Here is a 19,977-nt window from a genome sequence, read left to right on the forward strand (position 1 = left end):
TCGAAATCTCACATTGCATGAAGGCTCGACAGAAGGGCAACGAGCGGTCTGTGTGTCGTTGCGATGTGCAGTGTGGCGATAGGAGCGTGCGCGGGGCCGGGGGCAATGGCGCGAGGCACGCCGCTCGCTGACGAGCTCGCTGACGAGCGCGCCGCCGAGCGCCCCGGCAAGCGCTGTCAGGGGATCTCGTGCGCGGGGGCCGAGCGGGTGGTGATCGAGCTGCTCGGGTCTGCGATCCGGCTCACCCGGGGTCGATCTCGCCGTCGCCGCGCGGGCCCTGCGCCGGAGGCGGCGAGGTCGGTTCCGGGGAAGGCTGCGCGCCCTGCGCCGGCGGCGCGGCGATCGGGTAAGGCTGCGCACCCTGCACCGGCGGCGCGCCGGTCGGGTAAGCGTGCATCGGGCCCTCCTGGAAGGGCGGACGGAAGCTGGCTGTCGTGCGCCGCTGCCGCCGGACGATCGCGCGAAGGGCGTAGTAGAGCGCCGCGAAGAACGCCGCCAGGAGCAGCAACGTGGGGCCGATCGAGGCGGCGAGGACCACGGTTTTCACGGCGACGACCCCTGCGTTCTCGATTCCCTCGCTGGCCGCGCGGGCGATCTTGCCGCCGGCGCCCAATGTCTGCTCCTCGCCGCGCGCCGTGATCGACATCTTCACGGTCGCATAGGCGATCTGCCCCTCCAGCAACCGCTCCTGCGCCTCGATCTGCTCGATCGTCTCACGCACGCTCCCGAGCTGCTTCTCGACGGCGACAACGTCCGCGAGGCTCCCCGTCCTGTCGGAGAGCAGGTCGAGCAGCCGCTTCTCCTGGGCGCGGGCGTTCCGCAGCCGCGCGCCGATGTCCGCGCGCTGCTCGGTCACGTCCTCGGCCTTCTCCGCGTCGTCGACCACCTCGCCGACCGACGCCACCGCGGCGCGGAACGCGCCGACCTTCGCCGAGGGGACCCGCGCCTCGAGCGACGCGCTCCGGTGCGGGCCGCCGTGCACCCGGGCCTCGCTCACGTAGCCGCCGTGCTCCTCGACCGCGGTCCGCAGCCGCTGCATCGCCGGCTCGAAGGCGTCGACAAGGATCGCGGTCTCGACGGTGATCCGCATCGCCCTCCCGGCGAGCGACGGCGCCGCGGGGGATGGCCCCGGCGCTCGCTGATCCAGCGCCGCGGCCTGCGCGGGCGGGGCCGACCCGGAATGGTCCCCTCTGGCGCAGGCGCTCGTCAGCGTCACCGCCAGGAGCAGCACGGCAGGCAGCCTCATGCAGGAGCGCATGAGGTGACCATAGCGGCTCGAGCGAACGCCCGCGAGCGGCGCCCGCGAGCCCACCCCGGGCGAGGACGCGGACACGCCGTGCGCGCCGGTGGCGGGCCCGCCTGTTGCGAGGCGGGCGCCGACCATGTCGACACGCGAAGAGGACATCCCGGGATACGACGCGATCATCGTCGGCGGAGGGCCGGCCGGCCTCAGCGCGGCGCTCATCCTGGGGCGCTGCCGGAGGCGCGTCCTCGTGTGCGACTCGGGGCAGTACCGCAACCACACGGCGCGCGAAATGCACGGCTTCCTGTCGCGCGACGGGATCGCGCCGTCCGAGCTCCGGCGGATAGCGCGCGAACAGCTGGCGCCGTACGGCGTCGAGATCCGCGAGGCCGCCGTCACCGACGTCCGCCGCGGGGCGAGGCGCTTCGAGGTGACGCTGGAAGGCGGCGAGCGCCTGCGCTGCCGCAAGCTGCTGCTCGCCACCGGGCTCGTCGACCGGCTGCCGGAGCTGCCAGGGCTCCCCGCGATGTACGGCAAGAGCGCGCACCACTGCCCCTACTGCGATGGATGGGAGGCGCGCGATCAGGCGATCGGCGTCTACGGACAGGGCAGCACCGGGGTCTCGCTCGCCGTGAACATGAAGACGTGGAGCGATGACGTGGTCCTGTTCACGGACGGGCCAGCGTCCCTGTCGAGATCGGACGCGGATCGGCTCGCGCGCCACCGGATCGGCGTGCGCGAGGAGCGTGTCGTCCGGCTCGAGGGCAGGGACGGGATGCTGGAGCGCGTGGTGCTCGAGGACGGCAGCGCGGTGGAGCGCCGCTCGCTCTTCCTCAAGGCGAAGCAGGAGCAGGGGTCGGATCTGGCCGAGCGGCTCCGCTGCACGGTCACGGAGGAGCGGGGCGTCGAGACCGTCGCCGAGCACGAGGAGACGACCCGCGAAGGGGTCTTCGTCGCCGGGGACGCCTCGAAGGAGGTGCTGCTCGCCATCGTGGCCGCCGCCGAGGGAGCCGCCGCGGCGTTCGGGATCAACTGCGCGCTGCAAGAAGAGGAGCTCGCGTAGCGGGGCAGCGCGCCCTCGCCGGCGCTGCCCGGACAGGCGCTCAGTCGCCCCGGCCGCCCGGCCCGCGCCCGCGGCCAGGCCCCGGCCCGAACGGCGGCGGGCCCGGGCGCCGCCGCCGCTCGGCCTCGAGCTCCTCGTAGCGGGTGAGCTGCTCGGGCGTGAGCACGCCCTTCACGCGCGCGTCGGTGCGATCGCGGAGGGCGTCGAGCGCGGGGCGGCACTCGGAGAGGAGCCTGTCCCGCTCGGCCTCGGCCTCGGCGAGGGTCGCCTTGAGCTCGCGCACCTGGCGGTCGGTGAGGTCGAGGTGGCGGCGCATCGCCTTGAGGCGGAACTGGGCGCGCGCCTCGGTCGGAGGGCCCCGGAAGGTGGCCTCGAGGTCGCGCAACGCCGTGACGCCGCCGATGGCCGCGCCGGCGACGCCGCCGAAGAGGAAGACCGCGGCGAGCACGGCCAGCGGCTTCCAGCGGGCGAGGGCGGGCGGGGACGCGGGGCGCTCTGTCATTCGCTCGCCTCGAGGGCCTCCACGGAGGCCATGATCGCGCTGTCGACGTCGCGCTGCGTCTGCAGGAAGAAGAGGATGCTCGCGGCCGCGGCGAGGGCGGTCACGACGAGGGCAGGGCGACCCGAGCGGACGATGCCGTCGGCGATCGCGGGTCGCGCGGGTAGGGGCAGGAGGCGAGGAGCGGCGGTCGCGGCGCGGACCATCGCGTCGGTGAAGCCGGCGTCCGGCTCGAGGCCGCCGGTCGCGGCCGCGATGCGCGCGAGCGGATCGCTGCCCGTGCTGGCCGCGCTGGCCGCGCTGGCCGCGCTGGCCGCGCTGGCCGCGCTGGCCGCCGTAGCGCGCAGCACGGCCGCCGTGAAGCGGTCGTCGGCGTCGATGCGAGCGGTCGCGGCCGCGAGGCGCGCGAGGTCCCGATCGGGTCCGGTCCGGTCGTCGTCGCGGTCAGACATGCGGCGCCTCCTTCTCGATCTGCCGGGCGCGGAGCGCGGCCCGGGCGCGCACCAGGCGTTGCTCGACGGCGCCCTCGGAGCAGCCGAGCGCCGCCGCGGCCTCCTTCGCGGGCAGGCCCTCGACGGCGACGAGGACGAGCGCGGCGCGCTCCTGGGGCGGGAGCGCGGCGAGCAGGGCGTCGAGCTCGCGCAGCGCGACGCGCGCCTCGGCGGAGACGAGGCCGTCGAAGCGGGGCTCGGCGGGCGCCTCGCGCGGGGTCTCGCGGCGGCGCCGGAGGGCGTCGAGGCAGGCGTTCGTCACGATGCGGTACAGCCAGGTCTCCACCTTCGATCTCCCGTCGTAGCGCCCCTCGCGCAGGGCGCGGTAGGCGTCGACGAACGCCTCCTGCAGGGCGTCCTCGGCCTCCGCGAGGTCGCCGACCAGGCGCGCGGCGAGGCGGTACATCGGCGCGCGCGTGTGCTCGACGATCTGCCGGAAGGCCGCATCATCGCCCCTGGCGACGCGCGCTGCGACGAGCCTGAGGTCGACGATCACGTTCCTCCGCGATTCTGCGCCCATGGCACCGCGCGCGCTACCGGGACGGGCGCTCAGCGGCGCTCGAAGCCGGGCCCGCCGGGCCCGGGGCCGCGCATGCCGTGCCCGTGCCCGTGCTCGCCGCCGTGCCTGCCGGGCCCGGGGCCGCGCTCGCCGCGCTCGGGCCTGCCCGCGGCCGGCCCCTTCTCGATGCGCTCGGCGAGGGCGTTGCGCTGCGCCTCGTCGAGGATCGGGACGATCGCGGCCAGCGCGCCGACCATGCGGTCCAGGTGCGCCCGCGGGCCCATCTTCTCGCCCGCCGGCGGCCGCGGCAGGAACGCGTTCGCGTCGAAGCGATCCGCGGCGAACGTCTCGAGCCGCGCGCGCATCTCGGCGCGCCTCGCCGCGTGATCTTCTTTCCGCCCGACCCGGTCGGCGTCGCCCGGGCGCGCGGCCTCGAGGGCCTTGTCGATCTGCGCGCGCTGCTCGTCGCGCAGGTCGAGGCCGGCGAGGAGGTGGCCCGGCGGACCGCCGCGCATGCCGGGTCCGCCCATGCCGCCGCGGTCGCCGCGCGGGCCGCGGTGGCGCTCGCCGCCCTGCTCGCCGCCGCGCGGGCCGCGCTCTCCTCGCTCGTCCATCTTCGCGGCGATCACGTCGACGAGCTGCCGGCGCTGCTCCTTCGTGAGCGTGGCGTGCAGGGTGCTCAGCGCCCCGGCCACGCGGGCGCGGCGCTCCTCGGCCGCGCGCCCGGCGTCGGGGAGCTTCGCCTCGATCGCCGCCCGATCGACCTTGCCGGCGCGCACGCCCTCGGCGAGCGCCGCGAAGACGGCCCCGTCCTTCGGGCGCTCCTTCGCGCCGTCGCGCAGCCCCTCGAGGGCGCCCTCGATCGTCGCTTCCTGCGCGTCCGAGAGGTCGAGCTCGTGGAGCGCCGCGCGCAGGAGGTGCTCGGGGCCGCGCGGGCCGCCGCGATGGCTGCCGAAGCCTTCCCGGGGACCGCCCGCCCCGGGCGGGCCCTTGGCGAGCGCCGCCTCGGCGGCCTCGTCGCTCGGGGACGTGTCGCCCTGCCCCGTCTCCGCCGTGCAACCGGCCGCGCCGACGAGCGCGCCGACGAGCGGCAATATCCCACCAAGCCTCCACCAACGAGACTGCGTCATGGACTCTTCTCCTGCGTCGCCCGCGTCGTGCCGAGCGGGTCGTTCATCCCTGTGACGCCGGCGGGGAGGGGGGCCCTACGAGGGCGAGCCACTTTTTCTGGAGGCAAGCTCCGCAGGGAGCCGGGAGAGGCCAACGCGGGCTCGGCCGGGCTCGGCCTTACCGCACGCTGGCGATCAGGTGGGTGCGCGTCCCCTGCGGTGTGGCGACCTCGGCCTCGTCGCCCTCCGACAGGCCCAGCAGGGACGCGCCGAGGGGGCTCGTCGTGGCGAGGGTCTGCAGCTCGACCCCCTGGAACTGGATGCGCTCGCCGCCCGCGGCCGGCAGGACGAAGTAGAGCGCGCGCCGCTTTCCGCTCTCCAGCTCCACCAGCGCCGAGCTCTCGATGCCCGCGCCAGGGCCGAAGTCGCGCACCGTGACGGCGCCCAGCCTGGCGAGCGCCTGCTCGATCTGGAGTACGCGCTCGCTGTGACCTCGCGCCACGTAGGACGCCTCGGTGGCGCGCATGTCCTTGTCGCCCTCGGCGCGGTTCTCCTCGTGCGTCACGGCGCTCGCGGCGTCGCGCGCCCGCTCGGTGAAGCGCTCGAGCTCACGGGCGAGCTGATCCTTCAGGGCCGCAAGCAACGCGCGTTTGTCGATGGCCGGTGGCATGGACACGCACATCTTACCAGACGGGATCGCGGAGGTCACTCCACGGTCGTCAGGCGCCGCGCGGCGCTGAGGACAGCCGAGCGGCGCAGCCGTCCTCGGCGCCGCCCGGCGCGCGTCCGTCTCCGCCGGTCGCAGAGAAGGAGGCGGGAGGCGGCCCGGCTCTTCCGGGAAGGCCGCGCGCCGCGCGCCTGCCCGCCGGCGAGCGGCGCCGAGCGCCCACCTGCGCTGATTGCAGCTCTGTAATGGATGCCTCTCGCACAGAGTCGCAGCTCATGGCGCCTTTTCGCGTCGAGATCTCCCCGCTCCTTGCAGATGTGCAATCCATGCGCGTCGAGCGCGGCCGACTGCCGACGCGCTTATCGTTCGTGTGAATCGAATGTTTCAAGACGGTGACTTGGAAGCACGAAGACGCGCGAAGACGCGCGAAGACGCGCGAAGACGGCCCCGCGACGGCGAGCCGGAGAACCGCTCAGGAATCGTTCAGGAATCTTCGTTGCCGGGGAAGGGTGAGTAGTGTAGATTCCTAATCTGCTGCGCCGCTGCTCCGGGCTGGAACGCATCGACACGAGAGCATGGGTGTCGTGCGGCGCCACCGCACAGCCTGGAGCGCGCGGGCCGAGCGCGCGCGACATGACGCGAGGCGTCCTGCCGCCGCTCGCCCGGGTTGCGTCCAGATCACTGCACGAGCACACAAGAGGAGAATCGTGAGCCTGTATGCCCAGGAGCGGCTGCGCGTGCTCGTCGTCGACGACGAGCGGAGGATGCTGGACAGCATCGCGGCCATCCTCGACGACGACGTCGATGTCGAGACCTGCACGTCCGCCCACCGGGCGCTCGAGCTGCTGCAGACAGGCCAGTTCCACGTGGTCTGCTCCGACTACAAGATGCCCGGGATGAACGGAGACGAGCTCCTCAAGCGGGTCGCCGGCCTGCCGTTCTACACGAGCTGCCTGCTGATCACCGGCGACGAGGAGTACATCCGCTCCGGCGAGGCGGGCCGCCACTACGTCATCCTCAAGCCGTTCGAGCCCGCCCGGGTCACCCGGATCGTCCTGGAGCTCGCGCGCCTCGCCCACGCGCGGCGGTCCGCGGACGCCGGCGCGGGCGCCGCCTCGGCGCGCGAGGCCGCCGCGCCCGCCTCGAAGACGAGGAGGGCCGCGCCGTCGCTCAGGCCGCGGGAGGCCCAGGACGCGCCGGCGTCCTCGCAGCGCGAGCGGGTGAGCTCGTACCCGCCCCCGTCCTCCCGCGCGGCGTCGAGCTACCTGGACACGGTGCGGGTCGGAGACGCTGGGCTCCCGGCCCGGATCCTCAAGTGATCGACCGCGGCGGCGAACGCGGCACCCGAGGAGGCCATCCCCCACGATGACGAGCCGAGATCCGCTCGGCGCGGTGGAGCAGACCGCGACGGCCGAGGAGATCGTGGCCACGCTGCGCCACGATCTGCGCAATTGCTTCGGGACGATCCGCAATGCGGCGTTCTTCATCCGGCGCAAGGTCGCCCGGGAGCAGGCCTTTCGGGACGATCCGCGGGTGGAGCAGTTCCTCGACGTCATCGACGAGGAGGCGATCGCGGCGAGCGCGCTCGTCGACGGCGCCGTCGACGCGAACCCGAGCCTCAGGCGGCGGCCGGTGAGCGCGAGCGCCCGCGAGTGTGTCCTCACGGCGGCGGCCTGCGCGCGCATCGCCGAGCCGGGGATCCGCGTCGACGTCGACGCGGCGGAGGGCGTGGTCGAGCTCGATCCGGCCGAGCTCGCCCTGGCGGTCCGGTGCCTCGTCGAGAACGCGGCGGAGTCGATGCCCGGGGGCGGGGTGGTCACGCTGCGCGGGAGCGTGGTGGGCGCGCGTTACCGCATCGAGGTCGGCGACGCGGGGACGGGCGTGCCCGAGGAGGAGCGGGAGGCGATCACGCGCCCGTTCTACACCACCAAGCCGGGCCGCCTCGGCCTCGGGCTCAACATCGCCGGGCGCGTGGCGCGCCGCTATTTCGGGGCGCTCACCCTCGGCCCCGGCGCGCCCTCGGGCACGCTGGCCTGCATCGAGCTGCCCCTCGCTCTAGCGCCCGAGCCGCCCGGCGCGGGCGCCGAGGAGCGGCTGTGACGGCGCGCGCGGCCGAGGCGCCGCGATGAGCATCCGGGCCGCCCTCTCGCTGATCTTCGCCGTGGCCGCGGCCGTCGTGCTGCTCGCGACCGGCGCGCTCCACGTCACGTCCGCCAGCATGACGCGGCTCCAGCGGCGCGCCGAGCTGTCGTACGAGGATCTCACCCGCCATGTCACGCTCGCCAACCACGCCGGCCGCTACATGCGGGAAGCCGCGGAGATCTCCCTCGGCGGCGGCGACACCGAGGAGCTCCACTACCTGGCCGGGCTCGTCGCGCGGGACCTGGCCGCGGCGGAGGCGCTCGAGCGGGCGCGGGAGCCGCTCGAGCGGGCGCGGGAGCCGTTCGAGCGGGCGTGGGAGCCGCTCGAGCGGGCGCTGATCGAGGGCGAGCGCGCCCCCGAGGCGCTGCGCGAGGCGCAGGAGGGCGACGAGCGCCTGCGCCGGATGCGCGCGAGCTTCGCGGCGATCGCCGGGGGTGTCGACCACGTGTCCCGCATGGCGAGCGCCGGGGATCTGGCGGCCTACCGGAGGTTCGTGGAGCGCCCCGAGGCCGAGTACGAGGAGGGGTTCGTGCCCCAGATCGACGCGGCCATCGCCGACGCGCGGCGCGACGTCGCGCGGAACGCGGAGGAGGCGGGCCGCGCGGGCGCCAGGATCAGGATCGCGAGCATCGCCCTGATGACCGCGGCGCTCGTGCTCCTCGTCGTCCTCCTCGGCGGGCTCCTGCGCTCGATGGCGCGCGGGTTCGGCGCGCTCGCGGAGTGCTCGCGGCGCATCGCCGGAGGCGACCTCGATTACCCGCTGCCCGACCTGGGAAAGCACGAGTTCGGGCGCATGGGCACGGCGCTCCGCCACATGGCCGAGAGCCTGCGCGAGGCCCAGGCGTCGAGCGTGCGCGTCGAGCGGCTCGCGGCGATAGGGCAGCTCGCGGCGAGCGTCGGGCACGAGCTCCGCAACCCGCTCGGCGCCATCCGGAACGCGACGCACTACCTCAAGAAGCGCCTCGCCGGGACCGAGGTCGGCGCGGAGCCGCGCGTCGCCCGGTTCCTCGGCCTGATGGAGAAGGAGCTGCTCTCGTGCAACCGGATCATCGGCGATCTCCTGGACTTCGCGCGTGAGCGCAGGCTCCGCCGCACCGCCTGCCCGCTCGCGCCCCTGGTGGACGACGCCATGTCGGTCGTCGCGCCGCCCGCGCACGTGCGCCTGGAGAACCTCGTGCCGGCGGCGCTGCCGGTGCCGAGCCTCGACAAGGACCAGTTCCGGCAGGTGCTCGTGAACCTGATCCAGAACGCGGCCGAGGCGATCCCGGTCGAACGCGAAGGGTGGGTGCGTGTGGTTGGACGTGTATGTGACGAGGCCGTGAGCCTCGTGGTGGCCGACAACGGGGAGGGGATCGAGGAGGAGCACCTCGCGAAGATCTTCGAGCCGCTCTTCAGCACGAAGCTGAAGGGGACGGGCCTCGGGCTCGCCATCACCGCCGGGATCGTCCGTCTGCACGGCGGCACGATCGCGGTGGAGAGCGCGCCCGGCGCGGGGACGACGTTCACCATCCGGTTACCGCGCGCCGCGGCGCCGGAGGTACACTCCTCCGTGCAGCCCGCGTGACAGCGTGACAGCGGAGGGAGACGGCCGTCGATGCAAGGGACCGGACCGGTGCTCGTGGTGGACGACGAGGAAGGGATGCGCGCCACGCTCGCCGCGAACCTCGAGCTCGAGGGATATGAGGTCGTCGAGGCGCGGGACGGGGCGCACGCGCTCGAGCTCGTGAAGCAGCGGCGCTTCGCGCTCGTGCTGAGCGACGTGAGGATGCCCGGCCTCGACGGCGTCGCGACGTTCCGGGAGATCAAGCGGCTCCAGCCGGAGCTCACGGTGGTGCTGATGACCGGCTTCGCGCGCGAGCAGCTCATCGAGCAGGGCATCGGCGAGGGCGTCTATGCGGTCATCTACAAGCCCTTCTCGATGGAGCACCTCATGCGGATCATCGCGCGGGCCCTCTCCTCGCGCGGCGTGCTCGTGGTGGACGATCTCCCCGCGGTCGCGGAGTCGATCGTCGCGGGGCTCAAGGCGGCCGGGCTGCGCGCTGAGGCCGTGTACGACGGGCACACGGCCATCCAGCGCGCGCGGGACGCGGCGGTCGACGTGTGCGTGCTCGACCTCCGGATGCCGTCGCTGGACGGCGTGAGGACCCACGAGCAGATCCGGCGGCTGAGCCGCCAGATCACGGTGATCGCGATGACCGGCCACGCGACGCCGGAGATGATCCACGCGTTCACGAGCCAGGGCGGGTACGCCTGCCTCCACAAACCGTTCGAGGTGCGCGAGCTGATGCACACGATCGCGCGCGCCCGGAGCGACCCGGGGACGTGCTGAGGGCCGCGGGACATGGCGCGGGGGAGGGGCGGGCGCTGCGCCCTGCCTGGCCGCGACCGCGCCGGCCGCGCGGGCGGAGGAGGTCGGCGTGAGCGTGACCGTGCTCCTCGTCGACGACGACGCGTCGTCCCGGTTCGTGCTCGCGACGCTCCTGGAGGACGAGGGCTTCCAGGTGGAGGAGGCCGGCTCGTTCGCCGAGGCCGGGCGGAAGATCGCGGCGGAGGGCGCGCGGTACGACCTCGCGCTGCTCGATCAGAACCTCGGCGACGGCCACGGCACCGATCTCGTGGCGGTGCTGCGGGCGCGCCTGCCGCGCGCGAAGGCGGTGCTGATCAGCGGCAGCGGCGACGAGGCCCTCGGCGATGCGCCCCCGCCGGACGCGGTGCTCTCGAAGGGGATCGGCTTTCCTGATCTGCTCGATCGGATCCGGCAGCTGCTCGGCTGACGCGCTCCGGCGCCGTGCGCTCCGACGCCGCGCGGGCCCGCGCGGATGGCCGCACGCGCGGCGTCAGGCGACGCCGAGCAGGGCCTTGCCCACGATGTCGCGGATCGCGGGGCCGGACAGGGCCATGATGGGGCCGCTCATCGCGTCGCGCAGGTGGCGCTCGATGGGGCGGCTGCGCATGTACCCGGCGCCGCCGGCGATCTCCAGGGCCGAGGTGGCGATGGCCACCGCGGCCTCGTTGGCCACCACCTTGGATTGCAGCTGCAGGAGGCCGTAGCTCGGGTCGCCCGCGTCCAGGGCGGCGGCGGTGCGCATGGCGAGGGCGCGCGCGGCCTCGAGGCGCAGGCTCATGTCGGCCACGGCGAACTGCACCCATTGCAGCTCGGCGATGGGCCGGTCGCCCGGCGGCAGGACCCGCTCCTTGGCGTAGGCCACGGCCGCGGCCATGGCGGCCTCGGCGATGCCAACGGAGAGCCAGCCGAGGCCGTTGGGGATGGGGTTGGGCGCCGTGGGATCGACCGCGAGCCGCCGCGACTCGCGCAGGAGCGTGCCCTGGAAGCGGACGATCTGGCTGCGCGTGGCCCGCATGCCGAGCGTGTCCCAGACGGGCTCGATGGCGATCGAGTCGTCCCTCTCGAGGAGGAAGAACGCGGGCTGGCCGTCGCAGACCGCGGCCGTGAAGAAGAAGTCCGCGTGCTCGCACCCGGTGACGAAGCGCTTCTCGCCGGTCAGGCGATAGCCGCCCTCGGCCTTCTGGGCCACCTGGCGCGGCACGAGGAACATGTTGCCGCTGGTGGGCTCGGAGAGCGCGTTGCCGACCCACGCGCCGCGGCGGATCGCCTGCTCGAAGCGCGACCGCTCGCCGGGGTCGGCGAGGGCGCGGTAGACTGACATGGCGCCCTGGTGCATGAGCCACGCCGTGGCGAACGACGCGTCGCCCCGCGCGAGGATGGCGACGATGCGGCCGAAGGTGAGCCACGAGCAGGGCGCGCGGGCGGCGTCGTCGCCGGCGGCCCCGCCGAGCAGCGCTGTGTTGATCGGTGAGCGGATCGTGGCGGCCAGCCCCTCGATCGGGAAGGTGGCGTCCCGGTCGTGCCGGGCCGCGTGCTCGGCGAGGAGCGCCGAGATCCGCTCGGCCTCGGCGAGGAGCTCGTGGGCCTGACATGCGTCGTTCTTCTCTGCATTCATGAGGTCGTTCCTCTGTGGCTGCGAGGCATTGAGTTCGCCCGGCTGTCGACGACGCCGGGTGGACGGAAGGTGGCGCCCCGGAGGTCCGCCGCGGCGGGCCATCAGACCCGGCGCAGCCTCTCGGCCGCGCGCTCCAGCGTCTCGTCGCGCTTGGCGAAGCAGAACCGCAGGACGGGCCCGGGCTCCACGCCGGAGAGGAACGGGGAGATCGGGATCGAGGCGACGCTGTGCTCGCGGAGGAGGCGCAGCGCGAAATCGGCGTCTCGCTCCGTCGTGATCTCGGAATAGTCAACGAGCTGGAAATACGTGCCCTCGCACGGCAGGGGGCGCAGCCGCGAGCCCTCGATGAGCTTCAGGAACCGGTCGCGCTTTGCCTGGTAGAAGGGGGCGAGATCGGCGGCGAGCGGATCGCGCGCCACGACCTCGGCATACGCGTGCTGGATGGCGCCGTTCACCGCGAACGTCACGAACTGGTGCACCCGCTGGATCTCGGCCGAGAGCGCCTGCGGCGCCGCGCAATAGCCCACCTTCCAGCCGGTCGTGTGGTACGTCTTCCCGAACGAGCTGATGACCACGGAGCGGTCGGCCAGCTCCGGATACCGCGCGAGGCTCTCGTGCCAGCGCCCGTCGAAGAGGATGTGCTCGTACACCTCGTCACCGACGACGAGGGCGTCGGTCCCTTCCAGCACCCGCCCGAGCTCGCGCATGTCGTCGGCCGACAGCATCGTTCCGGTCGGGTTGTGCGGTGAGTTGATGAGCAGGAGCCGCGTGCGCGGGGTGATCGCGCGCCGCACCTCGTCCCAGTCGACGCGGTACTCCGGAAAGCGGAGCGTGACGAACACGGGCGTTCCGCCGTTCAGCTGCACGGCCGGCGCGTACGAGTCATAGCAGGGCTGGAACAGGATGACCTCGTCCCCGGGGCGGACGAACGCCGTGATCGTGCTGAAGATGCCCTCGGTGGCGCCCGAGGTGATCGTGATCTCGGTCGCCGGGTCGTAGCGGCGGCCATAGAGCCGCTCGATCTTCATCGCGAGCGCCTCGCGCAAGGCCAGCACGCCCTGCATGGGGGCATACTGGTTGTGGCCCGCGCGCATGTGGCGGGCGACGGCCTCCACCAGATCCGGCGCGCAGTCGAAATCCGGGAAGCCCTGCGAAAGGTTGATGGCGCCGTGCTCGTTCGCGAGCCGCGTCATCACCGTGAAGATGCTGACGCCGGTCGACGGCAGCTTCGATGGGAGCGCGGGCGTGGCCATGGCAGGTCCTATATCACCCCTTCAGCCCGGCCGTGCTTCCCGGCGGCGCGCCGCGGAGCGCGAGGGCCGCGACCGCCGCCGCCGAGACCAGCCTCGAGGCCGGCGCTCCGCCCGAGGCCGGACACCGGCTTCGCGCCGGCGCGCCGCGCCCGTGATAGCGTGCCTGCCGCCGGCGCGGGGGGCGGCGCTCCGTTCCTGTGCGCGCGGCGGAGAGAGAGGGGGACACCGTGCGGCTGAAGGACAAGATCGCGCTCATCACCGGGGCGAGCAGGGGAATCGGGAAGGCCAGCGCGCTCGCGCTGAGCCGGGAGGGGGCCGTCGTGGTCGGCGTGGCGCGCACCGCGGCCGATCTGGCGGCGCTCGAGCGGGAGCTCCGCGAGGCGGGCGGCCGCGGGTTGATGATCGAGGCCGACGTCACCCGCGCCGCCTCCGTCGCCGCGTGCGTGGAGGAGTCCGTCCGCCAGCTCGGGCGGGTCGACATCCTCGTCAACAACGCGGGCATCGGCGGATACCGGCCCTTCCTCGAGTGGTCGGAGGACGACTACGACCGCATCATGGCGACGAACGTGAAGGGGACATGGCTGTTCTGCCGCGAGGTGATCCCCCACATGCGCCGCCAGGGCGGCGGCCACATCATCAACGTCGCCAGCGTCGCCGGCCTGCAGGGCTATCCGAACGAGGCCATCTACTGCGCCTCCAAGTTCGCGCAGATGGGCCTGACCCAGGCGCTCGATCGCGAGTTCTGGCAGGACAACATCAAGGTGAGCGCCGTCTGTCCGGGCGGCGTCGAGACGCACTTCGCCCTCGGCGACGGGCGCACCGCCGGCTCGGAGCGCATGCGCGGCTTCTCCACGCCGGAGGACGTGGCCGAGGCCGTGGTGCTCGCCGCGCTGCCGCGGGATCGCTCGCGCATCGTGCAGATCGTCATGCGGCCGATGAACGAAGCCACGTAGCGCGCGGGCTCGCCTCGCGCGCAGCCTCGCGCGCTCAGACCGCGGCGCGCGGCCTCGCCAGCGTCTCCCATGCCGCCATCGCGCAGTCGACGATCGCCTGGAGCGCCTCGCGCGAGGCGCCGTCGCGGGCCTGGAGGGAGAGGCCCTGGAGCACGGTGGTGTAGAAGGCGGCGAGCGCCGCCGTGTCGGTGCCCGCCGGCACGTCGCCCTCGGCGACGCCGCGATCCAGCCGGCTCCGGAGCGCGTCGAGCGCCGCCCGCCGGCACCCGGCGAGGTAGGCGCGCACGCGCTCGTTCTCCGGCGTGCCGAGCGTCGCGGCGAGCACGATCATGCAGCCGCTCGGCTTGCCCGGCGTCGCGTACCCCTCCACGTTGCCGCGCAGCATCGCCTCGACCGCCCTGCGCGCCGTCGGCTCGTCGCTCATGGCCCGGTTCGTCGCCGCGCCCTCGACCTCGCTGTAGAGCGCCACGGCCTCGCGAAACAGCGCCTCCTTGCAGCCGAACGCGGCGTAGAGGCTCGGCGAGTTGATGCCCATCGCGGCCGTGAGATCGCTGAGCGAGGTGCCCTCGTAGCCCCGCTCCCAGAACACCTCCATCGCCCGCCGCAAGGCGGCGTCCCGATCGAAGCTGCGAGGGCGACCCCGTCCGACCATCATCGAGACCTTTCTGTATTTCTGTGACGATCGATAAAAAACCGATTGACCACCGGTCACGGGACAACGTATATATTCTGTATCGATCTGTACAGAAAAGAGGTTGCGATGGCGGAGTTTGCAGGCAAGGTGGCGCTGGTGACCGGGGGCAGCCGTGGAATTGGCGCGGCGATCGTCAAGCGGCTGGCGCGGGGCGGGGCGGATGTGGCGCTGACGTACGTGAGCGCCGCGGACAAGGGGCGCTCGGTCATCGCCGACGTCGAGGCGGCGGGTCGGCGGGGGATGGCGATCGCGGCGGACACCGCGGATCCGGCTGCGATCGTCGCCGCCGTCGAGCGGACGGTGGCCGAGCTCGGCAGGCTGGACATCCTCGTCAACAACGCCGGTGTCGCCATCATGGCGCCGCTCGAGGCGGTGACGCTCGCGGACCTGGACAAGACGCTGGGGATCCATGTGCGGGGCGTCTTCCTCGCCTCGCAGGCCGCGGCGCGGCACATGGGCGCTGGCGGGCGCATCGTCAGCATCGGCAGCTGCCTCGCCGACCGGGTGCCGGGGCCGGGAATCACGCTGTACTCCATGAGCAAGACCGCGCTGGTCGGCCTCACGAAGGGCCTCGCCCGCGATCTCGGGCCGCGCGGCATCACCGCCAACCTCATCCAGCCCGGCCCGATCGACACGGACATGAACCCGGCCAACGGCGCTGGAGCGGACATGCAGCGGAGCATGCTCGCGCTCGGTCACTACGGCAGCACCGACGACATCGCCGCCACGGTCGCTCACCTTGCCGGCGAAGGCGGGCGCTTCATCACCGGAGCGACGATCACCATCGACGGCGGGTTCACGGCCTGAGGGGGCCGCGCGGCCCGCGCTGGGCGCCGGTCGCGCGGCCATCGTTGACTCCGAGCGCAGCCCGCCATGGCGCCGCCACCCGCCCGATGTGCATGACTCACGCGGGTATCCCGTAGTTCGGCCTTCTCCTCGCTGGCACGCGATCTGCCGTGGGTGCCATGCATGGGAGACGCGGACATCACCTTGCGCCACCTCGCCCGTAGGCGCCCCGGGGACCTGGCGCGCGCCTTCGTCCCGGAGGGCCAGCGCACCGAGGTCGTCGGCTGGGTGGACAGCCAGGTCACGAACATCGAGCGCCGCCTCGACAAGGCGCTGCGCCTGCAGGTCGACGGCGAGCCGCGGGTGCTGCATGTCGAGTTCTGCTTTGCGCTCCGTGACGACATACCGGATCGCGTCCTCGAATACCTCGGCTTCCTCTTCGCCGCGCTCCGCCTCGAAGCCCCCGGTGAGCCTGTGCCGCCGATCGAGAGCGTCGTCGTGGTCCTCTCGGGCAGGAAGCGGCGCTTGCGCGCGACGGGCCAGCGCTGCACCACGTGGCCGGGTCGGCCGTTCAGCGGGACGCACTTCCGCGTGGACGCCGTCTACCAGCGCACGGTCGCGGAGCTCCGGGCGCGCGGCAGCGTGCTCTGGCTGGTGTTCACCCCCCTCGCGCGGGACGCGACCGCGGCGGCGCTGCGGGAGGTCGTCGCAGAGATCCACGCGGGGGCAAAGGCCGCGGCGGAGCGGGCCGAGCTGTACACGGCGCTCCTGGTGATGGCCGCCATCGATCCCTGGGGGCATAATCTGCGGAAGGAGCTCGTCGACATGGTGGAGGACAAGGAAGAGGGGCTGCTCCGGCGCACGCCGATCATCGGAGAGATGATCATCGAGGCCGAGCGACGAGGCGAGCTGCGGGGCGAGCAGCGAGGCGAGCTTCGTGGCGAAGAACGAGCGCAGGAGGCGATTGCAGAGCTGCTCGGCCGCCTCTTCGCGCGGCGGATCGGGCGACGGCCGACGGCTGACGAAGCGCGTTCGATCCTCGAGCGAGCCCGCGCGAACGGCCCGGGTGAGGTCACGGATGCCTTGCTCGATCTCGAGGGCGAGGCGCTGGTTCGCTGGCTCGCGGAGCCGATTCGCCGCTCGTGAGCTCCCGCGAGAGGCGTGGAGACCGGGCGCGTGGCCGTCGAGCGTCGCCCCGCTCGGGACGACGCGTATCAGGCCGGCCGCGCCACCCTCAGAGCGACTCCAGGTAAGCGACCAGGGCGCGCCGATCCCCGGCCGACAGGTGGGCCGTGTGGCCCATGGAGCCGTCCACCCCCTCGACCAGCGCGAGCAGCGTCGGGTAGCGGCCGTCGTGGTAGTACGGCGCGGACCGGCCGACGAAGCGCAGCGAGGGTGTCTCGAAGGAGCGCTCCGTCTCGAAGCGCGTCGCGCTCCGCACGTCGTGCCGCGCGCCGTCGGTGGTCAGCTCGTCGCCGACATGGCAGCTCGAGCAGCCCGCCTCGCTGGCGTGGAAGACCTCCTCGCCGCGCGCGGCGAGGGCCGCGCGGGCGCCGGCCGCCGCGGCTGCCGGCTCTGCGGCTGCCGGCTCTGCGGCTGCCGCTTCTGCGGCGCCGGCCGGCGCCGCCACGAGCGCGGCGCGCTCCTCGGCCGTGAGGACCGCCGCCTCGGCGGGCGGATCCATGCCGCGGAGGTACGCGAAGATGGCGTCGCGCTCCTTCGCGCCCAGGCCGGTGCCCGCGAGCCGGGACATGGTGCGGGCGAAGTGGCTCGCCAGGTCTTTCTTGCCGCCCTCCCAGCCGTACGGCGCGGTGCCGTCGAGCCGCCCCATGAGCATCGGCGTCTGGCGCGGGCCCTCCGGCGTCGACCAGGTGAGCGCGTCGTCGCGGCCGTCGGGGTGGCAGCTGGCGCAGGCGCGGCCGTCGAACGCGACGCGACGGCCGCCGGCCGCGTGGAAGAGCCGCTGGCCCTCCGCGCCCTGCTCGTCGAGGCGCGACGCGCGTGGCAGGGTGATGACCGGCAGCTCACCCGCGAGCTCCTTGCCGACGGCGCCGATCGCGGTCGGCCCCGGGTCGCGCGCGGCGGGAAGGATCGTCAGCGCGCCGTCGAACCGGGAGAAGACCACGGCGCGCCGGCGCGCGCCGTCGACGGCGATGGCGGTGGGCCCGGCGCCCACGCGGGCGCGGAAGAGCTCGCGATCCCGCACCGATCCGGGCCGCGGCGGTTTGCCGGGGATCTGGGCGCGGGCGTCGTAGGCGATCACCTCGTCGTGGCCGAGGCACGCGACGAGCAGGACCTCGTCCCCGGGCTCGATCGCTGCCGCCCGCGGGAGCCGGCAGCCGCGGAGCCCGAGGTGGGCCGAGACCGGCGGGACGTCCGCTCGTTCGCCCATCGCGTCGACGACCGCGATGTGCTCGATCACTGTGTGGACGAGCGCGCTGCCGTAACCGCCGCCGCCCGTCGCGGGCCCCGGATCGACGAGCGCGATGGGCGCGAAGACCGCGCCGCTCGCCGCGCGCGCCAGCGCGAAGCCCTGGGAGCCGCGGCGATCCACGTTCACCGTCGGGCGGCGCATCAGGAACGGCGTCCCGTCCTCGAAATCGAAGGGCACTTTCCGCGAGGGCCCGCTCGAGCTGCGGGGGAAAGGCTTGGCGAGCTTCGACGTCGATCTCGGGGCGCGCCGCTCCACCCCGTCGGTCGACAGCTCCCGCGCGCCGGTCGGCGCGCCGCCTTCGCCGAGCGTCACGACGCTGATGCGGCCGCCGACCGCGTGGGAGACGAACGCGCGCCGGCCGTCGCTCGACGCGACGACCGCGCTGGGATCCCGGGCGAGCGGGAGCTCCCCGGTGCGCCGGAGGTCGGCGGTCGCGAGGCTGGTGAGCGCGTGGCCCCAGCGGCTCGCGACGAGCAGCGTGGCGCGGTCCGGCGTCATCGCGAGGCCCACCGGCTCGCTCGCCACGGGCACCAGGCACCTTCGCTCGAGGGGGGCGGCAGGCCCCACCGGCTCCAGCACCTCGAGCAGGGCGCGGTCGCGCAGCGAGGCCACGACGCGGCCGTCGCCCAGCACGATCACCTGGGCGGGCCGGCCCGCGAGCGGCGTGCGCGCGAGCGCGGCGCGGGCATCGATGTCGACGGTGTGGAGGGCAGCGTCGTCCTCGTCGGCGACGAAGGCGAGGGTGCGCCCGCCGAGCTCCGCGAGGGCGACGCCGGAGCCGGCGTGGGTCGCGTCGAGGGGCGCGGGCGCGGTGCCCGCCGCGCGCCGGGCGCAGAGGGGCGGCGGCGGCGCCTCCGCCGCGGCAGGGGGGCTGGGCGGCGGCGCCGGGGCCGGGTCGCGCGGGGAGGGGGCGCAGGCGAGGGCGAGGAGGGCGAGGGCGGTCGGAGCGGCGGCTCTCATGCCCGGACCATCGGCCCGGCGGGCGAGAGTGTGACCGAGGCGTCGCCGCGGGGTCGTCGCTCGCCTGGCCTGGCCTGGCTGGGCTGGAGCGCCGGACAGGCGGGGGTGAGCCGGCCTGCTCTCGCGGATGGGCCGGAGGCCGGCGAGATCGCTGCTAGGAAGCGCGTTCGGTAGAGCAGGTGAGCGCGCGGAGATCCTGGATTCGGGGACCTGGGGGACCGATTGGGATGCTGCCTGGGACGCTTGACAGCGCGGGTTCGACGTCCGGTACGCTGCCTCTCCACGATGTGTGGGAGCGGCACGACGGGGCAGGGTTGGAGCTCAAGGCGCTCCACGCGTCGGACCCGCATCGACACAGAACGGTTCCCGGATCGGAGAAGCTAGCATGTCAGATGCTCTAGGAGAGCTGGTCAAGCCCGTCATCGTCGGTCGTTCCAGCTCGCACTTCACGCGGGTCACGCGGATCTTCGCCGCGGAGATGGGGGTCGACTGTTCGCTCGAGGTCGTGCGGGACCTCATGTCGTCCAACGCGGCGGACTACGGGGGCAACCCCGCGCTCAAGATGCCGGCTCTCCGGACGCGCCATGGGGTGTGGTTCGGCGCGCTCAATATCTGCCGCGAGCTGTCGCGGCAGTCGAAGCGCGCGGTGCGCACGGTATGGCCGGAGGACCTCGACCAACCCCTTCTCGCGAACGCCCAGGAGCTCGTCGTTCATGCGATGGCGACGGAGGTCGCGCTGATCATGGCCGGCGCCGCCGGGGCCGGCGACGGAAGCGCGCACCACGCCAAGCAGCGAAAGAGCCTTGTCGACACCATGTCATGGCTGGAGGACAACGCGAGTCACGCGCTCGCCGCGCTCCCGTCGGACCGGGATCTGAGCTACCTGGAGGTCGCGCTGTTCTGCCTCGTCACGCATCTGGAGTTCCGGCGCGTCCTGCCGACAGAGCCCTATCCGGCGCTGAACGGCTTCTGTCGAGAGTTCGCGGCGCGGGCGTCCGCCGGCGAGACCACCTACCGGTTCGACCCCTGAGCGCAGCCCGCCATGGCGCCGCCACCCGACCGACGCGCATACCTCATGCGGGAAGCCCGTGATTTCGGCCTCCTCCTCCCTGGCATGCGATCTGCCGGGGACGCCACGCATGGGAGACGCCGACATCACCTTGCGCCACCTCGCCCGGAGGAGGCCCGGGGACCTGGTGCGCGCCTTCGTCCCCGAGGGCCA

Annotated in this window: 20 protein-coding genes; 10 read left to right on the top strand and 10 right to left on the bottom strand. The window is 73.7% G+C overall.

Annotation, left to right across the window (positions count from 1 at the left end):
* Positions 1-241: 241 nt before the first annotated feature.
* Positions 242-1,246: a DUF4349 domain-containing protein gene (locus tag WME82_RS47525; RefSeq protein WP_438040719.1), complete on the bottom strand. Its 1,005-nt coding sequence runs from the start codon at positions 1,244-1,246 to the stop codon at positions 242-244.
* 136 nt (positions 1,247-1,382) lie between these two features.
* Here WME82_RS47525 and WME82_RS47530 point away from each other — a divergent pair, with 136 nt between their 5' ends.
* Positions 1,383-2,306 (top strand): NAD(P)/FAD-dependent oxidoreductase, encoded by a 924-nt coding sequence (locus WME82_RS47530; protein WP_438040720.1) that lies wholly within the window; start codon positions 1,383-1,385, stop codon positions 2,304-2,306.
* A 40-nt stretch (positions 2,307-2,346) separates the two neighbouring features.
* On the opposite strand, the gene WME82_RS47535 is transcribed toward WME82_RS47530, so the two are convergent.
* The 5 genes from WME82_RS47535 to WME82_RS47555 all read right to left on the bottom strand — a co-directional run bounded on the left by WME82_RS47535 (position 2,347) and on the right by WME82_RS47555 (position 5,574).
* A complete protein-coding gene (locus WME82_RS47535) occupies positions 2,347-2,808 on the bottom strand; it encodes a hypothetical protein (protein ID WP_438040721.1) in 462 nt (153 codons plus the stop codon).
* Entirely contained in the window at positions 2,805-3,257 is a 453-nt protein-coding gene (locus tag WME82_RS47540) for a hypothetical protein (protein WP_438040722.1), read from the bottom strand. Before WME82_RS47540 ends, WME82_RS47535 begins: the two co-directional genes overlap by 4 nt.
* Positions 3,250-3,792 carry an RNA polymerase sigma factor gene (locus WME82_RS47545; RefSeq protein WP_438040723.1) on the bottom strand — a complete coding sequence of 181 codons (543 nt, stop codon included), beginning with the start codon at positions 3,790-3,792 and terminating at the stop codon, positions 3,250-3,252. Before WME82_RS47545 ends, WME82_RS47540 begins: the two co-directional genes overlap by 8 nt.
* Positions 3,793-3,845: 53 nt before the next feature.
* Positions 3,846-4,925: a Spy/CpxP family protein refolding chaperone gene (locus WME82_RS47550; RefSeq protein WP_438040724.1), complete on the bottom strand. Its 1,080-nt coding sequence runs from the start codon at positions 4,923-4,925 to the stop codon at positions 3,846-3,848.
* Between the two features lie 157 nt (positions 4,926-5,082).
* The gene (locus tag WME82_RS47555) at positions 5,083-5,574 is read right to left on the bottom strand and encodes a GreA/GreB family elongation factor (RefSeq protein ID WP_438040725.1); all 492 of its coding nucleotides are present in this window, start codon (positions 5,572-5,574) and stop codon (positions 5,083-5,085) included.
* 704 nt (positions 5,575-6,278) lie between these two features.
* On the opposite strand from WME82_RS47555, the gene WME82_RS47560 reads away from it, so the two are divergent.
* The 5 genes from WME82_RS47560 (at position 6,279) to WME82_RS47580 (ending at position 10,487) form a co-directional block, all read left to right on the top strand.
* Positions 6,279-6,890 (top strand): response regulator transcription factor, encoded by a 612-nt coding sequence (locus WME82_RS47560; protein ID WP_438040726.1) that lies wholly within the window; start codon positions 6,279-6,281, stop codon positions 6,888-6,890.
* Positions 6,891-6,936: 46 nt separating this feature from the next.
* Positions 6,937-7,671, top strand: a complete 735-nt coding sequence (locus WME82_RS47565; RefSeq protein WP_438040727.1) for a sensor histidine kinase — start codon at positions 6,937-6,939, stop codon at positions 7,669-7,671.
* Positions 7,672-7,696: 25 nt separating this feature from the next.
* Positions 7,697-9,277: a sensor histidine kinase gene (locus tag WME82_RS47570; protein WP_438040728.1), complete on the top strand. Its 1,581-nt coding sequence runs from the start codon at positions 7,697-7,699 to the stop codon at positions 9,275-9,277.
* A 30-nt stretch (positions 9,278-9,307) separates the two neighbouring features.
* Positions 9,308-10,042, top strand: coding sequence for a response regulator (locus WME82_RS47575; protein WP_438040729.1), 735 nt, complete (start codon positions 9,308-9,310; stop codon positions 10,040-10,042).
* An 88-nt stretch (positions 10,043-10,130) separates the two neighbouring features.
* Positions 10,131-10,487 (top strand): response regulator, encoded by a 357-nt coding sequence (locus WME82_RS47580; RefSeq protein ID WP_437743048.1) that lies wholly within the window; start codon positions 10,131-10,133, stop codon positions 10,485-10,487.
* A 63-nt stretch (positions 10,488-10,550) separates the two neighbouring features.
* On the opposite strand, the gene WME82_RS47585 is transcribed toward WME82_RS47580, so the two are convergent.
* Both WME82_RS47585 and WME82_RS47590 read right to left on the bottom strand, forming a co-directional pair.
* Positions 10,551-11,675, bottom strand: a complete 1,125-nt coding sequence (locus WME82_RS47585; protein ID WP_438040730.1) for an acyl-CoA dehydrogenase family protein — start codon at positions 11,673-11,675, stop codon at positions 10,551-10,553.
* Positions 11,676-11,776: 101 nt separating this feature from the next.
* Positions 11,777-12,928 (bottom strand): methionine aminotransferase, encoded by a 1,152-nt coding sequence (locus tag WME82_RS47590; protein ID WP_438040731.1) that lies wholly within the window; start codon positions 12,926-12,928, stop codon positions 11,777-11,779.
* 227 nt (positions 12,929-13,155) lie between these two features.
* Here WME82_RS47590 and WME82_RS47595 point away from each other — a divergent pair, with 227 nt between their 5' ends.
* Positions 13,156-13,881 (top strand): SDR family oxidoreductase, encoded by a 726-nt coding sequence (locus WME82_RS47595; RefSeq protein WP_438040732.1) that lies wholly within the window; start codon positions 13,156-13,158, stop codon positions 13,879-13,881.
* A 34-nt stretch (positions 13,882-13,915) separates the two neighbouring features.
* Here WME82_RS47595 and WME82_RS47600 read toward each other — a convergent pair whose 3' ends face one another.
* Entirely contained in the window at positions 13,916-14,533 is a 618-nt protein-coding gene (locus tag WME82_RS47600; RefSeq protein ID WP_438045005.1) for a TetR/AcrR family transcriptional regulator, read from the bottom strand.
* A 108-nt stretch (positions 14,534-14,641) separates the two neighbouring features.
* Here WME82_RS47600 and WME82_RS47605 point away from each other — a divergent pair, with 108 nt between their 5' ends.
* Both WME82_RS47605 and WME82_RS47610 read left to right on the top strand, forming a co-directional pair.
* The gene (locus tag WME82_RS47605) at positions 14,642-15,382 is read left to right on the top strand and encodes an SDR family NAD(P)-dependent oxidoreductase (protein WP_437914011.1); all 741 of its coding nucleotides are present in this window, start codon (positions 14,642-14,644) and stop codon (positions 15,380-15,382) included.
* Between the two features lie 162 nt (positions 15,383-15,544).
* Positions 15,545-16,507 (top strand): hypothetical protein, encoded by a 963-nt coding sequence (locus WME82_RS47610; RefSeq protein ID WP_438040733.1) that lies wholly within the window; start codon positions 15,545-15,547, stop codon positions 16,505-16,507.
* Between the two features lie 88 nt (positions 16,508-16,595).
* Here the strand turns inward: WME82_RS47610 and WME82_RS47615 are convergent, their stop codons facing one another.
* Entirely contained in the window at positions 16,596-18,755 is a 2,160-nt protein-coding gene (locus WME82_RS47615) for a cytochrome C peroxidase (RefSeq protein ID WP_438040734.1), read from the bottom strand.
* Between the two features lie 385 nt (positions 18,756-19,140).
* On the opposite strand from WME82_RS47615, the gene WME82_RS47620 reads away from it, so the two are divergent.
* Positions 19,141-19,785, top strand: a complete 645-nt coding sequence (locus WME82_RS47620; RefSeq protein WP_437743059.1) for a glutathione S-transferase N-terminal domain-containing protein — start codon at positions 19,141-19,143, stop codon at positions 19,783-19,785.
* The last annotated feature ends 192 nt before the right edge of the window (positions 19,786-19,977 follow it).

Source organism: Sorangium sp. So ce128 (genome assembly GCF_051525245.1).
In the GTDB taxonomy this organism is placed as follows: domain Bacteria; phylum Myxococcota_A; class Polyangia; order Polyangiales; family Polyangiaceae; genus Sorangium; species Sorangium cellulosum_B.